At 62.6% G+C, this 25,616-nt stretch carries 5 protein-coding genes; 3 read left to right on the forward strand and 2 right to left on the reverse strand.

Going from position 1 to position 25,616, the window contains the following annotated elements; genetic code table 11:
* Positions 1-11 precede the first annotated feature (11 nt).
* From J3B00_RS10535 to J3B00_RS10545, 3 genes are read left to right on the forward strand one after another with little or no spacing between them, the layout of a single operon-like run.
* Complete coding sequence (locus tag J3B00_RS10535; protein ID WP_348635938.1) at positions 12-7,913, forward strand: amino acid adenylation domain-containing protein; 7,902 nt, start codon at positions 12-14, stop codon at positions 7,911-7,913.
* Positions 7,910-20,239, forward strand: a complete 12,330-nt coding sequence (locus J3B00_RS10540; RefSeq protein WP_209867422.1) for a non-ribosomal peptide synthase/polyketide synthase — start codon at positions 7,910-7,912, stop codon at positions 20,237-20,239. Before J3B00_RS10535 ends, J3B00_RS10540 begins: the two co-directional genes overlap by 4 nt.
* 32 nt (positions 20,240-20,271) lie before the next feature.
* Positions 20,272-21,234: an alpha/beta hydrolase gene (locus J3B00_RS10545; RefSeq protein WP_209874753.1), complete on the forward strand. Its 963-nt coding sequence runs from the start codon at positions 20,272-20,274 to the stop codon at positions 21,232-21,234.
* 172 nt (positions 21,235-21,406) lie between these two features.
* On the opposite strand, the gene J3B00_RS10550 is transcribed toward J3B00_RS10545, so the two are convergent.
* Both J3B00_RS10550 and J3B00_RS10555 read right to left on the reverse strand, forming a co-directional pair.
* Positions 21,407-23,833, reverse strand: coding sequence for a TonB-dependent receptor (locus J3B00_RS10550; protein WP_209867423.1), 2,427 nt, complete (start codon positions 23,831-23,833; stop codon positions 21,407-21,409).
* 118 nt (positions 23,834-23,951) lie between these two features.
* Positions 23,952-25,601, reverse strand: coding sequence for a cyclic peptide export ABC transporter (locus J3B00_RS10555; RefSeq protein ID WP_209867424.1), 1,650 nt, complete (start codon positions 25,599-25,601; stop codon positions 23,952-23,954).
* Positions 25,602-25,616: the final 15 nt, after the last annotated feature.

Below are 25,616 nucleotides of genomic sequence, written 5' to 3' on the forward strand. Positions count from 1 at the left end.
GGGATACATCTGTGCAAGCGTTGCTCGACTCCGTCAAATCGTTGTCCACCAAAGAGCGTCACGCTCTGGCCATGCTCCTGAAGCGTCAGGGAATCAACTTGTACGGAGTCACGCCGATCCCTGCGAGAGCGCCGGAGGAGGTTCTGGCGTTGTCCTACGCCCAGCAGCGGCAGTGGTTTCTCTGGCAGATGGACCCCCAGGGCAGCGCCTACAACATACCGGTCGCCCTGCGCCTGAAAGGCGATCTCGATCTTCAGGCGCTGCAGGCCAGCTTTGACGCCCTGATCGCTCGACATGAAACCCTGCGCACCACCATTCACCTCGACGGTGACCAACCGGTGCAGGTGATTCACCCCGAGGCGCCCTTCGCGTTGGTCATCGAAACGCTCAAGGACATCGGTGCCGACGCCAGTGCGGCGCTGAAGTCATGGGTGGAGCACGAAGTTCAACAGCCATTCGACCTGGAGCAGGGCCCCCTGCTGCGGGTCAAGCTGCTGCGTCTGGCGGCGGATGACCATGTACTGGTCCTGACCTTGCACCACATCGTCTCCGATGGCTGGTCGACACCGATCATGGTCGACGAGCTGGTGCGTTTTTACGAGGCGGGCAGGTCCGGACAGGCGCTGCAACTGCCGGCGCTTCCTGTGCAGTACGCCGACTACGCGCTATGGCAACGGCAATGGATGGAGGCGGGCGAACGCGAGAAGCAACTGGGCTACTGGACGGCGCGTCTGGGTGACGAACAACCTGTGCTCGAATTGCCGCTGGACCGCCCGCGCGGCTCGGTGCAGAGTCACGCAGGCGCACGCTTCGACATCGCCATCGGCGATGCGCTGGCCGACTCGCTGAAGCTGTTGGCCAAGCGTCAGGGCGTGACCCTCTTCACGGTGTTGCTGGCAAGCTTCCAGGCCTTGCTGCACCGCTACAGCGGGCAGAACGATATCCGTGTCGGCGTCCCGATCGCCAACCGCAATCGCAGCGAAGTCGAGGGCCTCATCGGCTTCTTCGTCAACACCCAGGTACTCAAGGCCGAATTCGACCTGACCACCACCTTCGACGCGCTGGTCGAGCAGGTCCACCAGGCCGGGCTCGACGCACAGGCGCGTCAGGACCTGCCGTTCGAGCAGCTGGTCGAAGCCCTGCAGCCGGAGCGCAGCCTCAGCCATAGCCCGTTGTTCCAGGTGATGCACAACCACGCCAGTGAGGGGCGTGGCCAGACAAGGCGTCTGCCAGGCCTGACCCTCGAGGCGCTCGACTGGGAAATCCATACCACCCAGTTCGACCTGGCCTTGAACACCCTCGAGCACGAGCACGGTATCGGTGCGTTCCTGACCTACGCAACCGCCTTGTTCGACGAAGCCACCATCGCCCAGCTCGCCGGGCACTGGCAGGACCTGTTGGCCGCCATCGTCGCCCAGCCGCAGCAGCGCATCGCCGAGCTGGCGCTGTTGAATGCCGCGCAGCAGCAACAGGTGGTCCACGACTGGAACCGCACCCAGGTCGCGTACCCGGCCGAGCAGTGCCTGCAGGCTCTGATCGAGGCCCAGGTCGCCGCCACCCCGGACGCCCCGGCACTGGTATTTGCCGAGCAGACACTGAGCTATCGCCAACTGAACCAGCGCGCCAACCAGCTGGCGCACAAGCTGCGCGAGCAGGGTGTAGGGCCGGACGTGCTGGTGGGCATCGCTGCCGAACGCAGCGTGGAGATGGTCATCGGCCTGCTGGGCATCCTCAAGGCCGGCGGCGCCTATGTGCCGCTGGACCCGGAATACCCCGCAGAGCGCCTGACCTACATGATGCAGGACAGCGGCATCCGCCTGCTGCTGACGCAAGCCCACCTGCTGGCGCAGTTGCCGGTGCCCGAGGGTGTGCAGCCGCTGCTGCTCGAGCCGCTGCCGGGCTACAGCGACGCCAACCTGGTGCACGCCACCTGCCCGGACAACCTGGCCTACGTGATCTACACCTCCGGCTCCACCGGCCGCCCCAAGGGCGCGGGCAACAGCCATCGCGCCCTGGTCAACCGCCTGTGCTGGATGCAGAAGGCCTACGGCCTCGACGCCGACGATACGGTGCTGCAGAAGACCCCGTTCAGTTTCGACGTCTCGGTCTGGGAGTTCTTCTGGCCGTTGCTTGTCGGCGCACGCCTGGCCGTGGCGCAGCCGGGTGAACACCGTGATCCGCAGCGCCTGGTCGAGGTGATCAGGCAGCACGCGGTGACCACGCTGCACTTCGTCCCCTCGATGCTGCAAGCGTTCATGGGCAGCGCCGAGGTCGAGCGTTGCAGCGGCCTCAAGCGCGTGGTGTGCAGCGGCGAAGCCTTGCCCGCAGAGCTGGCGCAACAGACCCTGGCGCGGCTGCCCGGCGCTCAGTTGTACAACCTCTATGGCCCGACCGAAGCGGCCATCGATGTCACCCACTGGACCTGCCGCCCGGGCAGCGAGAGCGGCGTGCCGATCGGCCGGCCGATCGACAACCTGAAGACACACATCCTCGGCGCCGGGCTGCAGAGCGTCGCCCCGCGAGCGGCCGGTGAGCTGTACCTGGGCGGCGTCGGCCTGGCCCGTGGTTATCACCGGCGCCCGTCGCTGACCGCGGAACGCTTCGTCCCGGACCCCTTCGACAGCACGGCCCAAGGCGGCGGTCGCCTGTACCGCACCGGTGACCTGGCACGTTATCGGGCCGACGGGGTGATCGAGTACAAAGGCCGTCTCGACCATCAGGTGAAGATCCGCGGCCTGCGCATCGAACTGGGCGAAATCGAGACACGCCTGCTCGAGCACCCGAGCGTGCGCGAGGCGGTGGTGCTGGACATCGACGGGCCAGGCGGCAAGCAACTGGCCGGCTACCTGGTGGTGGCCGGCGAACCGCCGGCCGACCCGCAGCAGCAGAACGCACTGCGCAGCGAACTGCGCGAGCACCTCAGGCTCGGGCTGGCCGACTACATGGTCCCGACCCACCTGCTGTTCCTCGAGCGCCTGCCGGTGACCGCCAACGGCAAGTTGGACCGCAAGGCCCTGCCCAAGCCCGACGCAAGCGCTTTGCAGGACAGCTACGTGGCCCCGCGCAGCGAGCTGGAACAACAGATCGCGGCGATCTGGGCCGAGGTCCTGAAGCTCGATCAGGTCGGCGTGACGGACAACTTCTTCGAACTGGGAGGGGACTCGATCATCTCGATCCAGGTCGTCAGCCGGGCAAGACAGGTCGGGATCCGCTTCACGCCCAAGGCGCTGTTCCAGCATCAGACCGTACAAGAGCTGGCCTCGGTGGCCACGCGCATGGAAGGCAGCGGCCCGCAGATCGACCAGGCTCCGGTGGTCGGCGAGACACGCTTGTTGCCCATCCAGCAGGCGTTTCTCGAACAGTCGATCGCCGAGCCTCATCACTGGAACCAGGCGGTCCTGCTTGCTTCGACCAAGCTCATCGATGGCGCAGCGCTGGAGAAGGCACTGCACTCGCTGCTCGAGCATCACGATGCGTTGCGCCTGCGCTTCACGCCACAACAGGACGCAGGTGCATGGCTCGCCGCTCATTGCGCCCCGGGCGACGTCGAGGCCGGGCTGCTGTGGACAGAAACCCTGACCGACGCTGAAGCGCTGCAAGCCCTGTGCGAACGCGCACAGCGCAGCCTGAACCTGCAACAGGGGCCGCTGTTGCGCGGTGTATTGGCGATCCTGCCCGATGGCAGCCAGCGCCTGCTTCTGGTTGTCCATCACCTGGCGGTGGATGGCGTGTCCTGGCGCATTCTCCTGGAAGACCTGCAGAACGCCTATGACCGTCACGTGGCAGGTCAACCTGCCGTGCTGCCCGCCAGGACCACTTCGACCAAAGCCTGGGCTGAACGGCTGCAGGCCCACGCGCAGAGCGATGCAGTGCAGGCAGAGCTCGGTTATTGGCAGTCGCAGTTGCAAGGGGTCGAGGCGCAACTGCCTCAGGACCGGGCTGATGGATCGCTGCATGGCCGCCACGCCGCGACGGTGCATGCGCGCCTTGACCGGCAGCAGACGTCACGGCTGTTGCAACAGGCGCCAGCGGCCTACCGCACCCAGGTCAACGACTTGCTGCTGACCGCCCTGGCCCGCGTGATCGGCCGTTGGACCCAACGCGATGAAGTGCTGGTGCAACTGGAAGGGCATGGCCGTGAAGACCTCTTCGATGTGGTCGACCTGACCCGCACTGTCGGCTGGCTGACCAGCCTGTTCCCGGTGAAGCTGACCGCGGCGTCGGGCCTTGATGCCTCGATCAAGCAGATCAAGGAACAACTTCGCGCGATCCCCGACAAGGGCGTCGGCTATGGCGCGCTGCGGTATCTGGGGGATTCGCACGCACGCGATGTGCTGGCTCGCCTGCCAGTGCCACCCATCACGTTCAATTACCTGGGGCAGCTTGACAGTACCTTCGCCGAAAGCTCGGCCCCGGGCACCGAGCGATTCCTCCAGCCAGCCAAAGAAAGCAGCGGTGCCAGCCAGTCTGCCGAGGCCTTGCTGGAGAACCTGCTGTCCATCAACGGGCAGGTCTACGCCGGCGAACTGAGCCTGGCCTGGACGTTCAGTCAGGACATGTTCGACCGCGCCACGGTCCAGACCCTGGCCGACGACTATGTCAGCGAACTTCAGGCGTTGATCGACCATTGCGTCAGCCAGGGCGTCGGCGCCCTTACACCGTCCGATGTCCCGCTGGCGGCGCTGGATCAGGCCCAGCTGGATGCCTTGCCGATCCCGGCAGGTGCAATCGAAGACATCTATCCGCTTTCGCCCATGCAGCAGGGCATGCTGTTTCACACGGTCTTCGAGCAGGGCCAGGGTGAGTATGTCAATCAGATGCGCGTCAACGTTTCGGGCCTGGACATCGAGCGTTTCAAGCTTGCCTGGCAGGCAATGCTGGATCGACACGACGTGTTGCGCGCCGCGTTCGTCGCCAACCTGGAACGCCCGGTGCAGGTGATTCGCAAACACGTCGAGCTGCCTTTCGACGTGTTTGACTGGGCCGCGCAGGATGACCTCGAGGGGCGTCTGGATACCTGGGCCGAGGCCGATCGTCGGCGTGGCTTCGACCTGCAGGCGGCGCCGTTGCTGCGACTGACGGTCATCCAGACAGGCAGCGAGCGGCATCACCTGATCTTCACCAGCCACCATATCCTGATGGATGGCTGGAGCAATGCGCAGCTGCTGGGCGAGGTGTTGCAGCACTACGCGGGCGTTGCCCTGGAACGACCGGCAGGCCGCTACCGCGACTATATCGAATGGCTGCAGCGCCAGGATGCCGAGCAGAGCGAGACGTTCTGGCGCCAGCAATTGCTGCACCTCACCGAGCCCACGCGACTGGCCCAGGCGCTGCGCCTGGATCGTAGCCGCGCGGATGCTGGCCATGGCGAATATCATCAGACGCTCGACGCAGCGTGCTTCCAGGCGTTGAGCGCGTTTGCCAGGCAGCGGCGGGTGACGATCAACACGTTGCTGCAGGCAGCCTGGCTGTTGCTGTTGCACCGCTATACCGGTCAGGAAGGCGTGGCATTCGGTGCCACGGTTGCCGGACGGCCGGCAGACCTGCGCGGCGTCGAGCACCAGTTGGGCCTGTTCATCAATACCTTGCCGGTGGCAGCCAGACTGCAGCCTGACCTGCCGGTGGGGGAGTGGGTCGAACGTCTGCAGGCGCAGAACCTGAGCATGCGCGAACATGAACACACGCCGCTCTATGACATTCAGCGTTGGGCGGGCTCGGCCGGTGAGCAGTTGTTCGACACGCTGCTGGTGTTCGAGAACTACCCGGTCGGTGAAGTCCTGCAGCAGGGCTCCAGCGCAGGCCTGGCGTTTTCAGGCACGCAGAATCGCGAGCGGACCAACTATCCGTTGACGCTGATGATCGAGTCGGGCAATGCCCTGACGGTCCATTACCACTACGACCGCAGCCACCTCGGCGACACCGGCGTCGAGCAGATCGCCCGGCACTTTGCCAATCTGCTGCGCGCTCTGGTACAGCACGCCGATACCCCTGTCGGTGAACTGCAGATGCTCGATGACGAAGAGCGACAGCGCATCGTCCACGACTGGAACCGTACCCAGATGCAGTACCCGCATGAGCGCAGCCTGCCCGAGCTGTTCGAAATGCAGGTCGCGCGCACCCCTGAGGCCCTGGCACTGCTGTTTGCCGAGCAGACCTTGAGCTATCGCCAGCTCAATCAGCGGGCCAACCGCCTGGCGGGCAAGCTGCGCACATTGGGCGTCGGGCCGGATGTTCTGGTCGCGATTGCGCTCGAGCGATCGGTGGAAATGGTCGTTGGCCTGCTGGCGATCCTCAAGGCCGGTGGCGCCTATGTGCCATTGGACCCGGAGTATCCCCGCGAGCGCCTGGGGTACATGATGGAACAGAGCGGGGCGCATCTGCTGCTGACCCTCAGCCATCTGCTGCCGCAGTTGCCCGCGCACAGCGCGCAGACCTGGTGCCTGGACAGCGACTGGCATCAGGTCGAGGCCTTTGATGGCGAGAACCTCGGCATCGTGCAGCATCCCGAGCATCTCGCCTATTGCATCTACACCTCCGGTTCCACCGGTCGGCCCAAGGGGGTCGAGGTGCGCCACCAGGCACTGGTCAACTTCCTCGCCAGCATGGCGGTCGAGCCGGGGATCGACGCCCGCGATCGGGTCCTGGCGCTGACCTCGCTGTCGTTCGACATTGCCGGCCTGGAGCTGTACCTGCCGTTGTTGGCCGGGGCTTCGGTGGTGCTGATCGGCGAGCGCCAGAACAAGGATCCGTCGGCGCTGCAGGCTGTGATCGAGCGCCACGCCATCACCACCATTCAGGCCACACCTTCGACCTGGCGCATGCTGCTGCAGGCGCTGCCTGCGCAGAGCTTGCGCGGTTGCAAGGTCATCAGTGGCGGTGAGGCACTGCCTGTCGACCTCGCCGAGCAGCTGCTGCCGCTGTCCGGGCGCATCTGGAACCTGTACGGGCCAACCGAGACGACGATCTGGTCGGCGGCGTACTGCCTGGACAACCACCACCCCTTGCCGTTGCTGGGCAAGCCGATCGCCAACACGACCTTGCAGGTCATGGCGCACGACCTTTCGACAGCCGCGACCGGCATTGCCGGGGAACTGATGATCGGTGGCGATGGCCTGGCCCGGGGTTATCAACGTCGCGCCGCATTGACGGCCGAGCGCTTCGTCCCGGATCCATACGATCGCAGCGGGCAGGGCGGTGGCAGGCTCTACCGTACCGGTGACCTGGCCAGCTATCGCAGCGATGGGCTGCTCGAGTACGTGGGCCGCATCGACCACCAGGTGAAGGTGCGTGGCTATCGCATCGAACTGGGCGAGATCGAGGCAAGGTTGATCGATGATCCTGCGGTGCGCGAGGCAGTGGTCATCGACATCGATGGCCCTGGCGGCAAGCAACTGGCCGGCTACCTGGTCTCGAGCGGCGAAGCGGTCGCGACGGACGAACAACGCAGTGCCCTGCGTCGCCATCTGCGCGAACAGCTGCGCGCGACCTTGCCGGACTACATGGTTCCCGCGTACCTCACCTGGCTCGATGCGCTACCGCTGACACCCAACGGCAAGCTCGACCGTAAAGCCTTGCCCCAGCCTGATATCGGTGTATCGCAGCAAGGGTATGTCGCGCCGCAGAGCGAGGTGGAGCAGCAGATCGCTGCCGTTTGGGCGCAGCTGCTGAATGTCGAGAAGGTCGGTCTCAATGACAATTTCTTCGAGCTGGGAGGGCACTCGCTGCTGGCGCTGTCGGTGCTCTCGCGCTTGCAACTTTCGCTGGGACTGACCGTGGAACCGGCCGTTCTCTTCCTGCATCCGGTCCTTGGCGATTTCGCCAGATACATCGAATCCATCGGCGACGCGTCGGCTTTCGACGAAAAACTGCAGCGTCTGGATATGCTTTTTGAAGAGTTCGAGGTGAATGAATGAGTAACGATGCCGCGCTGAATATCGCCAAGCGTTTTGTCACGCTGCCACTGGCCAAGCGCAAGCTGTATCTGCAGAAGATGCACGCCGAGAACATCTCCCCGGCCAACTTGCCAGTGCCTTGCACTCAGTCGCTATTCGACCGCGTCCCGGTATCGTTCGCCCAGCAGCGTCAATGGTTCCTGTGGCAGATGGATCCGCAGAGCACGGCCTACAACCTGCCTATCGCGCTGAGGCTGCAGGGAGACCTGGATATCGATGCCCTGGGTGGCGCCTTTCAGGCCTTGATCGTGCGGCACCAGACCCTGCGTACGACGTTCGTGCACGACGACGAGCAGCTTGTGCAGGTCATTCACCCTTCGGAGTCGTTCGAGCTTGAAGCGCAAGCTGTCGATATCGGGGGGGCTGGTGCAATCGACCCTCAGCTCAAGGCATGGGTCGAAGCCGAGGCTCGAACGCCCTTCGATCTGGAGCGCCAGTGGCCGACGCGAGTCAGGTTGCTGCGTCTGCAAGAGGATGATCATGTTCTGATCATCACCCTGCACCACATCGCTACCGATGGCTGGTCAATGCAGGTGCTGGTCGACGAGCTCATCGAGCTTTACGCCCACGCATGTACCGGCGACACCCTGGCGCTGGCACCGCTGCCCATCCAGTATGCCGACTATGCCATCTGGCAACGGCACTGGATGGAAGCGGGTGAGCAGGAGCGCCAGCTGGCGTACTGGCAGGCGCACCTGGGGGATGAACATCCGGTGGTGGAACTGCCCAGCGACCGGCCGCGTCCGGCGACGCAGTGTTTCGAGGGCGCCAGCCTGAAGTTCGAGCTCGAAGCAGCGCTTGCCGGCGCGCTCAAGCAGCAGGCGCAACAGCAGGGAGTGACGCTTTTCACACTGCTGCTGGCCAGTTTCCAGACCCTGCTGCATCGCTACTCGGGTCAGGATGAAGTGCGTGTCGGTATTCCCATCGCCAATCGCAATCGGGTCGAAACCGAGCGTCTGATCGGCTTCTTCGTCAACACCCAGGTCCTCAAGGCCGAGTTCGATGACTCGCTTACATTCACTGGCCTGCTCGGCCAGATGCACAAGACCATGCTGGCGGCCCAAGCTCATCAGGACCTTCCCTTCGAGCAATTGGTCGAAGCGCTGCACCCGGAACGGAGCCTGAGCCACAGCCCGTTGTTCCAAGTCATGTACAACCACCAGACACAGTCCAAGGGAGATGCCCGGCGCCTGCAGGGTCTGCATGTCGAAGGCATCGGCTGGGAGCGACAGACCGCCCAGTTCGACCTGACGCTGAACACAGTCGAGCATGAGCGTGGGATTGCGGTAGAGCTCAACTACGCTACGGCGCTGTTCGAAGCGTCGTCGATCGCTCGCATGGCTTCGCATTGGACCCATTTGTTGCAGGCGATCGCCGAGCGACCTTGGCAGCTTGTCGCCGAGTTGCCGATGCTGGGCGCGCAGGAGCATCAGCAGATAGTGGAGCAATGGAATAGCACTCAAGCGTCCTATCCTGCCGACCAAGGCATGCATCAGCTGATCGAAGCGCAAGCCCGCGCGACGCCGCAGGCCCCTGCGGTAGTGTTCGGCGAGGATGTATTGACCTACCGTCAACTGAACCAGCGCGCCAACCGGCTCGCCCACGCGTTGCGCGACCAAGGCGTAGGCCCGGACGTGCTGGTAGGCATCGCGGTGGAGCGTTCGTTGGAGATGGTGGTCGGACTGCTCGCCGTGCTCAAGGCCGGGGGCGCCTATGTGCCTTTCGATCCAGAGTACCCGGCCGAACGCCTGACCTACATGATGGAGGACAGCGGCATCCGCTTGCTGCTGACTCAGAGCGCTCTGCGCGACCAGTTGCCGATCGATCCCAGCGTCGCCTGCATCGTGCTCGATGGCGCAGAGGACTGGCTGGCTGCCTATAGCGATGCCGACCCTGTCAATCTCAACCTGCCGGCCGATCTGGCGTATGTGATCTACACCTCAGGTTCGACCGGCAGGCCCAAGGGCGCGGGCAACACCCATCAGGCGCTGGTCAACCGGCTCTGGTGGATGCAGAAGGCCTACGGTCTGGATCATGGCGACACCGTGCTGCAGAAGACCCCCTTCAGCTTCGACGTATCGGTGTGGGAGTTCTTTTGGCCACTGTTCACCGGCGCGCGGCTGGCGGTGGCTCGACCTGGCGATCACCGTGATCCCGAACGCCTGGTCGAGTCGATCAGACACTACAAGATCACCACATTGCATTTCGTTCCGTCCATGCTCCAGGCATTCATGACCAGCGAGCATGTAGAGCTGTGCGAGACACTCAAGCGAGTGGTCTGCAGTGGCGAGGCATTGCCTGCAGACCTTTCCGAGCAAGTCCTGGCGAGGCTCCCGCACGCCGGGCTCTTCAACCTTTACGGCCCGACGGAAGCGGCAATCGACGTCACTCACTGGACTTGCCAGGCGCAAGCCAATGGCAGCGTGCCGATCGGCACCGCTATCGATAACCTCAAGACGCATATCCTCAGCAGCGCCTTGCTGCCGGTACCGCAAGGTGCTGCTGGTGAACTCTACCTGGGCGGCGTGGGTCTGGCGCGTGGATATCATCGCCGTCCGGGGCTTACGGCTGAGCGATTCGTGCCCGACCCGTATGATCGGAGCGAGCAGGGCGGTGCGCGCCTGTATCGCACCGGTGACCTGGCGCGGTACCGCTCGGGCGGCGTGATCGAATACGCCGGCCGCCTCGACCATCAGGTGAAAATTCGCGGTTTGCGCATCGAGCTTGGCGAGATCGAGTCCAAGCTCCTGGAGCACGACAGCGTGCGCGAGGCCGTGGTGATCGATATCGATGGGCCGAGTGCCAAGCAGTTGGCCGCCTATCTGGTGGTCGATGTACATGCTGGCGAACTGGAAGAGCACCTGCGCCGGCACCTCAAGGCCACATTGCCGGATTACATGGTCCCCAGTCATCTGCTGTTCGTCGATGCCCTGCCGCTGACCCCAAACGGCAAGCTGGATCGCAAGGCACTGCCACGCCCGGATGAACGTCGGCGGCAGAAAAACCATGTGGCGCCGCGCAACCCTCTCGAGCAACGAATCGCAGCGATCTGGGCAGACGTTCTCAAGCTTGAACGGGTAGGGGCTACCGACAACTTCTTCGAACTGGGCGGCGACTCGATCATCTCGATCCAGGTGGTCAGCAGGGCCAGACGCGAGGGCATGACATTCACTCCCAAGCAGCTATTCCAGCTCCAGACAGTCGAAGGGCTGGCGGCAGTGGTCGGCAAGGGGCAGACCCCGGCCATGCAGATCGATCAGGGCGCCGTGCAGGGACACCTGCAGCTGCTGCCGATCCACCAGGCATTCTTCGACGATGACATCGCCGATCGTCACCACTGGAACCAGGCCCTTTTGCTCAAGCCCGGCCAGGCCCTGGACAGCAATGTGCTCGACCGCGCCCTGCAAGCGCTGCTGGCCCATCACGATGCATTACGCGTGAGCTTCGCGCAGGAGGATGACAGCTCTTGGTCCGCCTGCTATCGCGAGATCGGCGAGCCAGCCCAGGCGGATTGTCTGTGGCAAGCGCAACTTCAGCACCCGTCCGAACTGCCGGCGCTGTGCGATAAGGCGCAACGCAGCCTTGATCTGCAGCAAGGGCCACTGCTGCGAGCCGTCCTGGCAGACCTGCCCGACGGTACCCAGCGGCTGTTGCTGGTGATCCACCATCTGTCCGTGGATGGCGTTTCATGGCGAATTCTGCTCGAAGACCTGCAAGCTGCCTACCGCCAGGCGGAGCTCGGTCAGACCATTGCCCTGCCGGCCAAGACCAGTTCCGTGAAGGCATGGGCCGAGGCGTTGCAGAATTACGCCAACAGCGAGGTACTGCGCAGTGAACTGCCTTATTGGCAGGCACTGTCAGCGGATGTCGATGCCACGCTCCCTTGCGACAACGCTTACGGTTCACTGCAGGCCAGGCATGCAGCTGTCGCCCGGACACGGCTCGATCAGCGCTACACCCGCCAGCTCCTGCAGCACGCCCCTAGGGCTTATCGCACCCAGGTCAACGACCTGTTGTTGACTGCCCTGGCCCGGGTGATCGCCCGCTGGACGAAGCAGGAAGATGTGCTCGTGCAACTGGAAGGGCATGGTCGTGAAGAACTGTGCGATACGGTCGACCTCAGCCGCACCGTGGGATGGTTCACGAGCATGTTCCCGGTCAGGCTCAGCACCAGCGAAGCGATGGACACCTCGATCAAGACCATCAAGGAGCAGTTGCGGGCGGTTCCCAACAAAGGTCTTGGGTTCGGCGCGCTGCGCTATCTGGGCGATCGGGAGGCGCGCCAGGCCCTGGCGACATTGGCACCGCCCAGGATCACCTTCAATTACCTCGGGCAGTTCGATGGCAGCTTCGACGAGCCTGCCGGCGAGCTCCACGAGGCAGCCTTTTTGGTACCTGCCGCCGAGCACAGTGGCGCAAGCCGGGGCGAGACGGCGCCGCTGGGCAACTGGTTATCGATCGATGGGCAGATATTCAAAGGTGAGCTGAGCCTGAACTGGACCTTCAGCCAAGCCATGTTCGACGTCACGACAGTCGAACGACTGGCAGCCGAATACGCTCGGGAACTGCAGGAACTGATTGATCATTGCGTGTCCGCAGATGCGTTCGGCAGGACGCCTTCGGATTTCCCGCTGTGCAGCTTGAGCCAGGCGCAACTTGACGCGCTGCCTGTCGCCGTCGCCGGGATCGAGGACATTTACCCCTTGTCGCCGATGCAGCAGGGGATGTTGTTCCACAGCGCCTATGAGCAGACCGGCGATTATATCAACCAGATGCGCGTCGACGTGCAGGGCCTGGACGTGGCGCGCTTCGATCAGGCCTGGCAAGCGATGGCGGCGCAGCATGACGTCCTGCGTGCCAGCTTCATCACTTTGTTCGAGCAGCCTTTGCAGATCATCCGTCAGCAGGTGCAGATACCTTGCATCGAGCTCGACTGGTCGGCGCACAAGGATCTGCAGCGGGAGCTCTCCCTCTGGGCCGAGAACGATCGGCGCAAGGGCTTCGACCTGCAGAGTGATCCGTTGCTCAGGATCACCGCGATCCGTACAGGGCACGACAGCCATCACCTGATCTACACCAGCCACCATATTCTCATGGATGGCTGGAGCAACTCGCAGTTGCTAGGCGAGGTGCTGCAGCACTATGCGGGGCAACCGGCCGAGCGCAAGCCTGGACGCTATCGTGACTACATCCATTGGCTGCAGGCCCAGAGCAAGGATAGCAGCGACGCTTTCTGGCGGGAGCAACTGCTGGATCTGCAGGAGCCGACACATCTGGCGCAAGTGTTCCGACAAGGCAAGTCGGGCAAGGACAGCGGTTATGCCGACCATTATCAGGTGCTGGACTGGCAGGCGTCGCTGAGTGAATTTGCCCGTGAGCGACGGGTCACCGTCAATACGCTAGTGCAAGCGGCCTGGCTGTTGCTGCTGCAATGCCATACTGGCCAGGAATGTGTCGCCGTGGGCGCCACGGTCGCCGGCCGACCGGCGGAAGTGCCCGGCTCGGAGCATCAGCTGGGGCTGTTCATCAATACGTTGCCGGTGATCAACCGGCTGCAGCCGACGATGACCGTGGAACAATGGGTCACCGAGCTGCAGGGTCGGAACCTGGCATTGCGTGAGCATGAACACACCGCGCTGTATGATGTCCAGCGCCTGGCGGGCGTGTCTGCGGAGGGGCTGTTCGATACCTTGCTGGTGTTCGAGAACTATCCCGTTTCCGAGGCACTGCGCGAAGGCGCTCCTGCAGGCTTGACGTTCAACGACACGCACATTCACGAGCAGACCAACTACCCCTTGACCTTGGCCATCGGCCTGGGCACGCAGTTGTCCGTTCACTACAGCTATGACCGTTCGAGCTTCAGCGACCGGGACATCGAGCAAATTGCCGTTCACTTCGCCAATCTGCTGCATGCGATCATCCAGACGCCGCAGCGCCTGATCGCCGAGCTGCCGATGTTGGGCGTGGATGAACGCCGTCGCATCGTGGAGGAGTGGAACCACACGACGGTCGAGTATCCTGGCTCGCATTGCGTGCACCAGCTGTTCGAGGCACAGGCACAGCAACAGCCCGACGCTATCGCACTGGTATTTGCCGGGCAGCAGCTCACCTACCGGCAGCTCAATGCCCGCGCCAACGGCCTGGCGCACAGCTTGCGCGAGCGCGGGGTGGGGCCGGACGCATTGGTCGGCATTGCCCTGGAGCGCTCGGTGGACATGGTTGTGGGATTGCTGGCGATCCTGAAAGCAGGAGGGGCTTATGTCCCCCTCGACCCTGAGTATCCGCAGGACCGTCTGGCGTACATGATCGAAGACAGCCGAATCCAGCTGCTGTTGACCCATCGAGATGTTCAGCTGCCTGCCTGTCCACATGTCCAGACCATGATGCTCGATGAGCCGGACGACTACCTGCCGCGCGAGGCTGACAACCTGGCGTTTGCAGGGCACCCTGGCAATCTTGCCTACGTGATCTACACCTCGGGCTCGACCGGCAAGCCAAAAGGTGCGGCCAATACCCATGAAGCGCTGCTCAACAGACTGTTCTGGATGCAGGACGCTTACGCATTGGGCGCCGATGACAAGGTCCTGCAGAAAACCCCTTTCAGCTTCGATGTATCGGTCTGGGAGTTCTTCTGGCCTTTGATGACGGGAGCCCGCCTGGTGCTTGCCAAACCGGGCGAACATCGCGACCCGGCGCTGTTGATGCGTCTGATCGAGGCCGAAGCGATCACCACGTTGCACTTTGTGCCGTCGATGCTGCAGGCCTTCATCAGTGGCGATAGCCCGCAGGCTGCCTGTGCGTCGCTACGGCAGGTGATGTGTTCCGGCGAGGCGCTGCCGCTGGAGCTGCAACGCAGCGCAATGGCATTGCTGCCGGGTACCCAGTTCTACAACCTGTATGGGCCTACCGAAGCGGCCATCGACGTAACCCATTGGCACTGTGTGGACGAACAGAGTCACAGCGTCCCGATCGGCCGACCGATCGCCAACCTGCGTACCTACATTCTCGACGATGAGCTCAATCCCGTGCCGCCGCCCGTTACAGGCGAGCTGTATCTGGGCGGTATCGGCCTGGCCCGCGGTTACCATGAGCGCGCGATGCTGACGGCCGAGCGTTTCTGTGTCAGCCCCTTTGGTGACGGGGAGCGTCTTTACCGCACGGGTGACCTGGCGCGCCAGCGTGAAGACGGCGTGATCGAATACGCTGGGCGGATCGACCATCAGGTGAAGATCCGCGGCCTGCGTATCGAGCTCGGCGAGATCGAAGCGAGCCTGCTGGAGCACCCGGCCGTGAAGGAAGCCGCAGTCCTGGCAATCGATCTCGCGACGGGCAAGCAACTGGTGGCATTTGTCGTCATCGACCGAGATGACCACCTGAACGATGTAAAGGCCGTGCTGGCTCGACGGTTGCCGGATTACATGGTGCCTTACCATTACGTCCTGCTCGACAGCATGCCGCTGTCACCCAACGGCAAGCTGGACCGCAAGCGCCTGCCAATGCCCGAACTCAAGGCTACCGCGCAGCAATACACTGCTCCGAGCAACGAGGTCGAAGGCGCCCTGGCGCTGATCTGGCAAGAAATCTTGCAGCGGGAGCAGGTCGGTATCCACGACAACTTCTTCGAACTCGGTGGCGACTCGATCGTGTCGATCCGCATCGCCAGCAAGGCGCGGCTCGCGGGTTACGACGTCTCGCCTAAACGGGTATTCGAGCAGCAGACCATCGCTCAACTGGCCGCGACGTTGGAGCGCCAGGCGCCAGTATCCGAAGCGCCGGTCATTGCACGTGTCGTCGTCAGTGAAGAACAGCGCGCATTGCTGCCCCTGTCCGTCGACGTCATCGAAGATGTCTACCCGCTCTCGCCGATGCAGCAAGGCATGCTGTTCCATTCTATCGAGGAGAAGGGTGAAGGGCTGTATATCCATCAGGTCAGCCTGCCGGTGACTGGCCTGAAGACGGCACCTTTCATTCAGGCATGGGCAGCGGTAACCGCGCGTCACGAGGTGCTACGCACCAGTTTCCACTGGGCCGGCCTGGCCGAACCGCTGCAGGTTGTCCATGCACATGCGCAGATGCCCGTACGGGAAATCGATCTGCAGGGCAGCGAGGCGCCTGAAGCCACCTTGCAGGCGCTTGCCCATGAAGAGTGGCTGAACGGTTTCGACCTGACCCAGGCGCCTCTGCATCGGTTGTTGCTGGTGAAGCTGGACTCGAACACCTATCACATGGTCTGGACCAGCCACCACATCCTGATGGACGGCTGGAGCACATCCCGTCTGTTTGCCGAGGTCATGCAGCACTACGCCGGCAAACCGGTGTCCGGCAATGTCGGTCGCTATGGTGATTTCATCGCGTGGCTGCAGTCCCAGGACAAGGGGCGGCAGGAGGTGTTCTGGCGTGAAAGCCTGGCAGGTGTCGAACCTACCTTGCTGGCCCAGACGATTCACCCGCGACACAGCTCTATCGAAACCGGGCACAACGCGCTCTATTCGCGCTGGGACAAAGCGTGGACGACGCGCCTGCAGGATTACTGCCGAAGCCTGAGGATCACGCCCAATACCGTGATCCAGGGCGCCTGGCTGCTGTTGCTGCAGCGCTACACGGCCAAGTCTGCAGTCACCTTCGGGGCGACCGTCGCCGGTCGGCCAGAGTCGCTGCCGGGCGCTGACAGTACCTTGGGGCTGTTCATCAACACGTTGCCGGTATCGCAGGAACTTGATCCGACCACCTGCCTGGAAGACTGGCTCCGTGACCTGCAGGCATACAACCTGGAACTGCGCAACTGGTCGCATACCCCACTTAACGATGTCCAGAGGTGGTCCGGTACCCCCGGGCAGACGCTGTTCGACAGCATCATCGTGTTCGAGAACTACCCGATCGACGAGAGCATGCGCGAGTCGTCCGATACCGAAGTGGGTTTTGGCGAATCCAGTGGCGTGGGTGTCACCAACGTCCCCATGGACTTGGCCGTGCATCTCAACGACACCTTGTCGATCGAATACCTGTACCTGCGCAACAGCTTCAGTGAAGCGTCGGTACAAGGCATCCGGCAGACCATGGAAGCCACGCTGGACGCGATGCTGAGCCAGCCGCAGGCGCGCCTCGGCAACCTCCAGTGCTTGCTGCCTGCACAACTGGAGCAGGCAGCGCGATGGGGCGCAGAGCCTGCGACGGCGTATGGTGCGCAGACATTGGCGCAGTCGATCGCAGCACACGCTCAGCGCCAACCTGATGCCATCGCGCTGGTGTGTGCCGAGCGAAGCCTCACCTACGCGGAGCTGGAGCGGCAGGCCGAGCAACTGTGCACAGTGCTGCGGCTCAAGGGTGCCGCGCCCGAAGTGATCGTCGGCGTGGCCCTGGAGCGGTCGCTGGAGCTGGTCGTGACATTGCTGGCGATCATGAAGACGGGCGCGGCCTATGTACCTCTGGATCTCGAGTATCCGGCTGATCGTCTGGCCTGGATGATCGAGGATTCGGGCATGAAAATGCTGGTGACGCGCCACTCGCTGCTTCAGCGCCTGCCGTCACTGGAACGCGTACAAGTCGTCGAGCCTGATGGCGATCAGCTTGCCCCGCAGATCGTGCTGCCTCCCGCGGCCATCGAAGATGGCAACCTGGCCTACCTGATCTATACCTCAGGCTCGACTGGCAAGCCCAAGGGCGTGGCCGTCGCTCAGGGGCCATTGAGTCGGCATTGCCAGGCTATCGTTGAACGATATGAAATGGGGCCCTCGACGCGCGAACTGCATTTCATGTCGTTCGCCTTCGACGGGGCTCAGGAACGCTGGCTGAGTACCCTGCTCAGTGGTGGCACGCTGGTTATTCGCGACGGCGACTTGTGGACCGTGGAGCAGACCCTGGAGGCCTTGTGGCGCCAGCGCATCACCATCGCCTGTTTCCCGCCGGCCTACCTGAAGCAACTGGCAGAGTCGGTACAGGCCAGCGGCGATCAGCCGCCACCGGTGCAGATCTACTGCTTCGGTGGCGATGCGGTGCCCGAACAGACGTTCGAGCAGGTCAGGGCGGCGCTCAAGCCTTCCTGGATGACCAATGGCTACGGCCCGACCGAAACGGTGGTGACGCCGCTTCTGTGGAAGGTGCCTGGCGACGGTCATTGTTTGGCTGCCTATGCACCTATCGGCCATGCCGTAGGTCGGCGCTCCCTTCGCGTACTCGATGACGAACTCAATCCGCTGCCTCCGGGCTTTGCGGGTGAATTGATGATCGGCGGCGACGGGGTGGCTCGCGGCTATTACGGCCGCCCTGGCCTGACGGCGGAGCGCTTCGTGCCTGACCCGCTTGGTAAGGACGGAGCTCGTATCTACCGCAGTGGTGACCTGGTGCGTCGACGGGATGACGGCACGGTCGACTACGTGGGCCGTATCGACAACCAGGTCAAGATCAGGGGTTTCCGGATCGAACTGGGTGAAGTCGAAGCCGTGCTGCGCACCCAGGACGGGGTGCGGGACGCTGTGGTGGTGGTGCACGAAACGTCGGTGGGCAAGCAACTGATCGGGTATGTGGTAGGTGACGAGGCGAGTCTGGCGAAGGCTTTAAGAGCCGTATTGGCCGCCGAATTGCCAGAGTACATGGTGCCGGCGCAGATCATCGTGTTGTCCGCGTTCCCGGTTACACCGAACGGCAAGCTCGACCGCAAGCGCTTGCCGGAGCCGATATTCGAGTCCTCAGGGCATGTCGCTCCTCGCAACGAGCAGGAGCGGTTGCTGGCGCAGATCTGGGAGGAGGTGTTGCAGGTCGATTCCGTCGGCATAACGGACAACTTCTTCGAGCTCGGTGGCGACTCCATTCTCAGCCTGCAAGTCGTGTCTCGGGTGAGGAATCACCCGACCCTGGACATGGAACTCAAACTGCGTGATGTGCTGCGTTACCAGACCATCGAAGCGATCGTCGGCAAGCAGGACCAGGCCGATCGTGCGCCCGTGCAGGCCGCCGACACCGGAGCGGTCGACGGCCTGTTCAATCTGCTGCCCATCCAGGAGTGGATGTTCGCCGAGGAGCTTCCGGACCCGGCGCACTTCAACCAGGCCCTGATGCTCAAGCCGCGCATCAATCTGGACCTGGATGCGCTCGATAAAGCGCTTGCATGCATCGAAGAGCACCATGACGCCCTGCGGCTTCGCTTCGTCGAGGAGAACGGTCGTTGGCTGCAACGCTACCTGACATCCGATGAGGCCAGGCAACCGCTGTTGCAGCGTGAACAGGCGTGTGATGAGCAGGCGCTGATGGCGCTGGCGAATCAAGCCCAACGCAGCCTGGGGCTTGTCGATGGACCTGTCTGGCGGGCTTTGCACGTACAGCTTGCCGATGGGCAGGCGCGACTGTTGCTGGTCATCCATCACCTGGTCATGGACGGTGTGTCATGGCGGATACTGCTCGAGGATCTGCAGCGGGCCTACCAAGCCTGTACCCAGGGCGCTACGCCGGCATTGCCTGCTCGCACCACCAGCTACAGGGCTTGGGCAGAACTTTTGCGGACACAGGCTGCATCGATTGCCGCTCAGCAGGGTGACTGGTGGCTTGCTCAGCTCGAACCGCTGTCGAGCGAGCTTCCTTGCGACAACCCGCGCGGGCGCAATCAGGTCAGCGAGCAGGCGGCCGCCCATCTCTACCTGACTCGGGAAAAGACTGCGCAGTTGCTCAAGCAGGCGCCTGCCGCCTATCGCACCCAGGTGAACGACATTCTGCTGGCTGCTCTGGCACGTGTGCTGTGCCGTTGGAGTGGTGAAGATGCCGCATTGATCCAGCTCGAAGGACATGGTCGCGAAGACCTTTACGAAGGCGTTGATCTGTCCCGCACAGTGGGCTGGTTCACCAGTATGTTCCCGGTACGCCTCGTTCCTGGAGATGCTGCGGCGGTCGGTGAGTCGATTCAGGCGACGCAACGACAACTGGCGGCGGTACCGGACAAGGGTGTCGGCTATGGCGTGTTGCGTTACCTGGGCGAACCTCGGATGCGCGAGCGCTTGGCGGCTGCAGCTCAACCGCGCGTGACGTTCAACTATTTCGGTCAGTTCGACCAAAGCTTCGATAAGCAGGCCTTGCTCGAGCCCGCCCCGGAAGGATCAGGCGACTGCTATAGCCCGAGGGCGCGCCTGGCCAACTGGTTGGAAATCGTCGGTCAGGTCTACGATGGCTCACTTTCGTTGCGATGTGTCTACAGCAAGCGCCGGTATCGGGCGCAGACCATCGACGCCTTGATGGAAAGCTACCGCGAAGAACTTGAACTGCTGATTGATCACTGTCTCTGCGTGAATGGCGCTGCCTGAGGGCAAGCGCCAAGCGGTTTTTCTCAAGGAATATCAAGTTGAACAACGATCTGGAAGCGTTTCTCGATATGGTTGCAATGAACCCACAGGATCAGGCCTTGCATCGGCTTGGTCCGGTGCAGGCACGCGCGAGTTTCGAGCTGGCCACGCAGCGTCTGCGCTGGCACACGCCGCAGAACCTGGAGCTCGCTGTGCTGACCTGTACAGCACGCGATGGTGCGGCTTTGCCGTTGCGTGTGTACAAACCTGCGCAGGCCGATAGCCAGCCGCTGCCGGTGCTGGTGTATTTTCACGGGGGCGGCTTTGTCGTCGGCAGCCTGGATTCACATGATGGCGTATGCCGTGAGCTGTGTGCACGGTCAGGCTGCGCGGTGGTTTCGGTAGGTTATCGCCTGGCTCCCGAGCACCGCTTCCCAACGGCTTTCGAGGACGGCTGGGATGTGCTCCAGGCGCTGCCGTCGCTGGCCCGGGCAAAGGGCCTGGACCTGCAACGCGTCGTCCTTGCCGGCGACAGCGTCGGCGCGACCCTGGCCACCACCCTGGCCCTGCATGCCGCCAGGCAAGGCAAGGCTGCCGCGGTCCGGCCAATCGGGCAATTGTTGTGTTACCCGGTCACGGATGCGGGGGGCGAATACGCCTCGCGCACCCTGTTCGGGGAGGGCTACTTGCTGGAGGACGAAACGCTCGAATGGTTCTATGACCTCTATGCCCGCGAACCCCTGGATCGTCACGACTGGCGTTTCTCTCCATTGCGGGCAGAGAGCCTGAGCGGTGTCGCTCCAGCCATCATCTTGCTGGCCGGCCTGGATCCGCTGTTGGATGAAGGGCAAGCATACGCCGAGCGATTGCAAGCCTGCGCAGTGGAGGTGGACATCATCCTGGCACAGGACATGACCCACGACCTGCTGCGCATGATGTCAGTGACTGCAGAAGTTTCAACCGTCTACGAGCGGTTGGTCGACAGCCTGCTTGCGCTGATCGCCAAAGCCCGATAAATCTCCAGCCCCGGACTGGCCTGGCAATGAGCATTGCGGTCAGTCAGGGGCATAGGGCAAGCACGCTTGCACGGGGCCTGCTGAATGGACTGGTCAGGTGGTGTTCAAAGGAGGAGGGCAAGGCGCCAGCCACCTGTGAGCCCAGGCTCGGAGGTGGCTGGCGCAGGGCAGATCAGTTTTCGTAGCGCAGGGTAAGCGCGAAATTGCGCGGGGCGCCGTAGTAGTTGCCGGTGTCTGGGCTGAAGATGGCTGTGTAGTACTTCTCGTCAAACACGTTGTTGAGGTTCAACTGGACGCTGACATTCTGGTTGACGCGAAAGTTGGCGTTGAGATCGACCAGGTTGTAAGCGTTCTGAGTGATGTTGTTCAGGTACAGCTTGCTCTGGTGATAGATGCTGGTACCCACTCGCCATTGGTCCAGCTCACCCGGCAGCTGATAGGTGGTAGCCGCCTTGAACAGTCGCTGAGGCGAGTTTTCCGTGCCGTAGGTGTCGCCCTTGCTGGCTCCGGCAACGTACTTGGGATGGCTGTAGGTGTAACCCATCGACGCATTCCATCCAGGCATCAGCTCGCCCGACACTTCAGCATCGAAACCTTGGTTGCGCACCTTGGCCCCTTCGGTATAGCAGCGTGCATCGCGGTTCGGTCCGCAGACACGGCCTGCCTCGGGAACAACCTGGGGCAGACCCGTCAGATCGACCTGGAAAAGCGCCAGGGAGGTGTTGAGCCTACCGTCGAACAGCTCGTTCTTCAGGCCGATCTCGTAGTTGCTACCCGTCGTGGGGGCGAGCAGCTTGTTGTCGACACTGTAGTTGCTTTGCAGTTTGTAGATTTCGGTGTAACTGGCGTAGACCGAGGCCTGATCAGTGAGGTCATAAACGATGCCGCCGTACGGAATGACCTTGCGGTCTTCCTTGAATCGGTCGGTTTCCCATGGCCCTTGGGTATCGTAATCGACCCAGCTCAAGCGGCTACCGAGGATCACGTGGAGGTCGTCGGTAGGATTGAGACGGGTAGCCGCGTAGATCCCTTTGTCCTTGCGCACATGGCGGCTTGGTGTGAGATCGCCGACAATTTCCGGTTTGGGAAACTGCGAAGAGTTGAAGTCGAGTACGTCTACCTTGGGGTTGATGGCAGGCGAGCCGGTCACGTACTGCAGTCGATCGCGGCGCATGCTCGTGCCCACGACCACTTCATGCTTCTGGCCCCCCAGGTTGAATGCGCCGTTCAGCGCTGCGTCCAGGTTGATCTGCTCGTCATCGTATCTGGCGCTGTTGGGGAAGTACTCCATTATCGAGTCGCTGTTGGGGGTGTGATAGCCGACCTGTGCCAGAAAATCCGCATTGGACCAGATGAGATTGGTCGCGACGGTCAGGTTCCAGTCTTCGTTGAAGGAGTGCTTGATATCGGCGAAGACGTTGCGGTTCAGCTTGTCCAGATAGGCCCATTTGCCGGCCAGGGACGTCGAGCGGGAAAAGTCATAGAAGCTGCCGTCCTTGTGGGTCGGCAGCCCACCCCAGTCATAGCCGTTGTTGTTGTCTTGCTGCAGCGATCCACCGACGGTCAAGGTGGTCGAGTCACTCAGATCCGCTTCGCCGATTACATAGAACAGCTGGTTTTCCTTGCCAGCGTAGTCCTGGTAGCTATTGCGGTTGTTGTACATCAGTACCGTTCGACCGCGCAGGGTCCCTTCGGCATTCAACGGGCCACCGACATCCAGCTGGGTCCGGTAGTTATCCCATGAACCTGCACCTATCTCGGCCTTGAGCTGATAGTCCCGGGTAGGCCGCTTGCGCACCATGTTGATGGCCGCCGACGGGTTGCCCGCACCTTGCAGCAGGCCATTGGCGCCGCGCACGATCTCGACTCGATCGTACATGGCCATGTTGTTCACGGACATGACGTCCATCGAGAAGCTTTCGGTCACGCTGGTTGGCAGGCCGTCGACCTGCAGGTCGTCCACCTGGAATCCTCGCGAGTAATACAGTGGGCGCTCGGTACCGAAACCTTTGACGGTATTGATCCCTGTCGCGGCCATGGCCACGTCTTCCAGGGACTGCATGTTCTGGTCGTTCATCTGTTGGCGGGTGACGACGCTGACCGACTGGGGCGTCTCGCGTGGCGACAGCCCCAGCCTGGTGGCTGTGCTGGTCACACCTGTGGTGTACGAGCCTGTGTTTTCGGTAGTTGCACCCAAGGCAGCGGACTGGATGCTCGTGGCATCGAGGAGCATTGCGCTGTCACCCTCATGGGTCGCCTGCAAGGTCAAGGTGTTGTCGCGCAACTGATAGCGCAGGCCACTCTCCCTGAACAGAATACGTACCGACTCATCCAGCCTGTAGCGACCATTCAACGCACCCGAGCGCAGATTCTGCACGGCATCAGGCTCATACAACACCTGCACGCCGGTCTGTTGCGCAAATGCCTTAAGCGCCGAGCTCAATGGCTGTGCCGGGATACTCAAGGTCAGTTGCTGATCTTGCGCCAGGGCGGCCAGGGGCAGGGCCAGAGTCACTGCCAGCGCCGGCAGTTGTACGTTGAAAGCGCGTCGAAGGCCAAGCGCCCGGGTCAAGTGATTCAATCGAAGGTGGGTGGGCATTTCGGTGCTCGTTGTAGATGTTGAGTGGATAGGCTGGGCAGATCTGTTTTTGTGTTGACTACGGGTATGACGCACGGCGGGTGACAAACCGGAATGCAAATGTTTCGCTTTTATCGCATCAGGCGACGCACGCCTCGACCACCACCTTGCCGGCCTCCATGCGCACCAGCTGATCGGCGACATCGAAATAACGGTCATCATGGCTGATGACGATGATTGTCTTGCCCAGGCGCTTCAGCTCGGGCAGCAGTTCGGTGTAGAAAATGCGTCGGAATGTCGGGTCCTGGTCCGCAGCCCACTCGTCGAACACCAGCACCGGGCGTTCTTCGAGCCAGGCGTTGATCAGTGCCAGCCGCTTGCGTTGCCCGGTCGAGAGGTCGGTGGTGGTGAAACTGCCGTCGCGGATGCTCACCTTGTGCGCGATTTCCAGTCGCTTGAGATAGACCTCGGCGCTTTCCGGTACCTGCTGGGCCCCCAGGAAGGGGTCGTCGAACAGGTAGTAATCGGAAAAGATGGTGGTGAACAGCTGGCGATAATCATCGCGGTTCAGCGCGGTGATGGCCTGATCGTTGATGCGTATCTCGCCTTTTTGCGGCGGGTACAGACCTAGCAGCAGCTTGATCAGGGTGGTCTTGCCACAGCCGTTCTCGCCGACGATGAAAACGATGTCGCCCTGGCGGATCTGCAGATTCACCGGCCCCAGGGTAAATGGTGCATTGCCGTCGACCGGAGGAAAGGCAAAGCGCACGTCATGCAGCTCGAGGGTACGCAAGGCGGGCAGCTGGCTGGCTTTGTCTTCGAGCAGCAAGTGTGGCTCGGGGGAGGAGAACTGCTCGGACAGCTCGGCAATCCGGCGGAAGGCGATCTGAGCCCGGCTGACGATGGGCAACGTGCCTATCAGGTATTCGAGCGGGCCCTTCATGTACAGCAGCACCAGCACGAACCCGCTCATCACTGCCTTGTCGCTGCTCGGCCACAGGGATTGCAGGGCAAGCGCCAGGCCGATGACCACGAAGAACAGCATCGAGCCGAAGGTCTTGGCGATAACGAAGGTATTGATGGAGCGGATCTGGATATCGCGTATCTGGTCGGCCGTCCCCTGGATGTTGCGGCTGAACATGCGCTGGCGGCGAGCGCGGTGGATGCGCAGCTCTTTGGCGCCTCCGGCGATCGCATTGTAGTGACGTTGCAGTTCATCTTCGGCATCACGTGCCGCGACGAACCCTCGAATACCCTTGGACCGCGCGATGTACTGCACGACGGTACCGAGTGCGATGGCCGCCAGCATCAGCAGGAACATCGGCCAGGACAGCATCGCCAGGTAGCCCAGGCAGCCAAGGGTAACGGTCAGGGCGATCGCCAGTGGCGCGAAGGCGAATGCGAAATCGCTGATGGTGTCCACGTCGTGCGTCAGCACCGGGATCAGTCGATGGCTGCGATAGCGCTCGATCTGTTCGATGGGCGCCGACAGCACCTTCTCGCCCAGTTCCTTGCGCAAGGCGGCGATGATGTTCTGGCCCACCCGGTTGCTGCCGATGTCGGAAAACACCGAGCTGGCCAGGGCCACCAGGCAAAGCCCGGCGAAGCCCCAGACCACCCCCTGGGTCAGGCCGGTGTCGTCGTGCAGGGCCCGGTTGATGGTGGCCAGCAGGAAGGTGATGCTGAGGCCGCCGACCATGCCCAGGATGACGGACAGCGCGACGGTATATTTGAACGGCTTGAGCAGGGCGAAAAGATCCTGCACGGCGCCGCGGGTGGGCTGGGACATGATGGGCTCCTGAGT

Origin of the sequence: Pseudomonas sp. BP8 (assembly GCF_017875955.1) — a bacterium.
GTDB lineage: Bacteria > Pseudomonadota > Gammaproteobacteria > Pseudomonadales > Pseudomonadaceae > Aquipseudomonas.

Bases quoted from the DNA above. Each gene is read 5' to 3' on its own strand.
- J3B00_RS10540 (WP_209867422.1), top strand. From the start codon at position 7,910: ATGAGTAACGATGCCGCGCTGAATATCGCCAAGCGTTTTGTCACGCTG.
- J3B00_RS10550 (WP_209867423.1), bottom strand. From the start codon at position 23,833: ATGCCCACCCACCTTCGATTGAATCACTTGACCCGGGCGCTTGGCCTT.
- J3B00_RS10555 (WP_209867424.1), bottom strand. From the start codon at position 25,601: ATGTCCCAGCCCACCCGCGGCGCCGTGCAGGATCTTTTCGCCCTGCTC.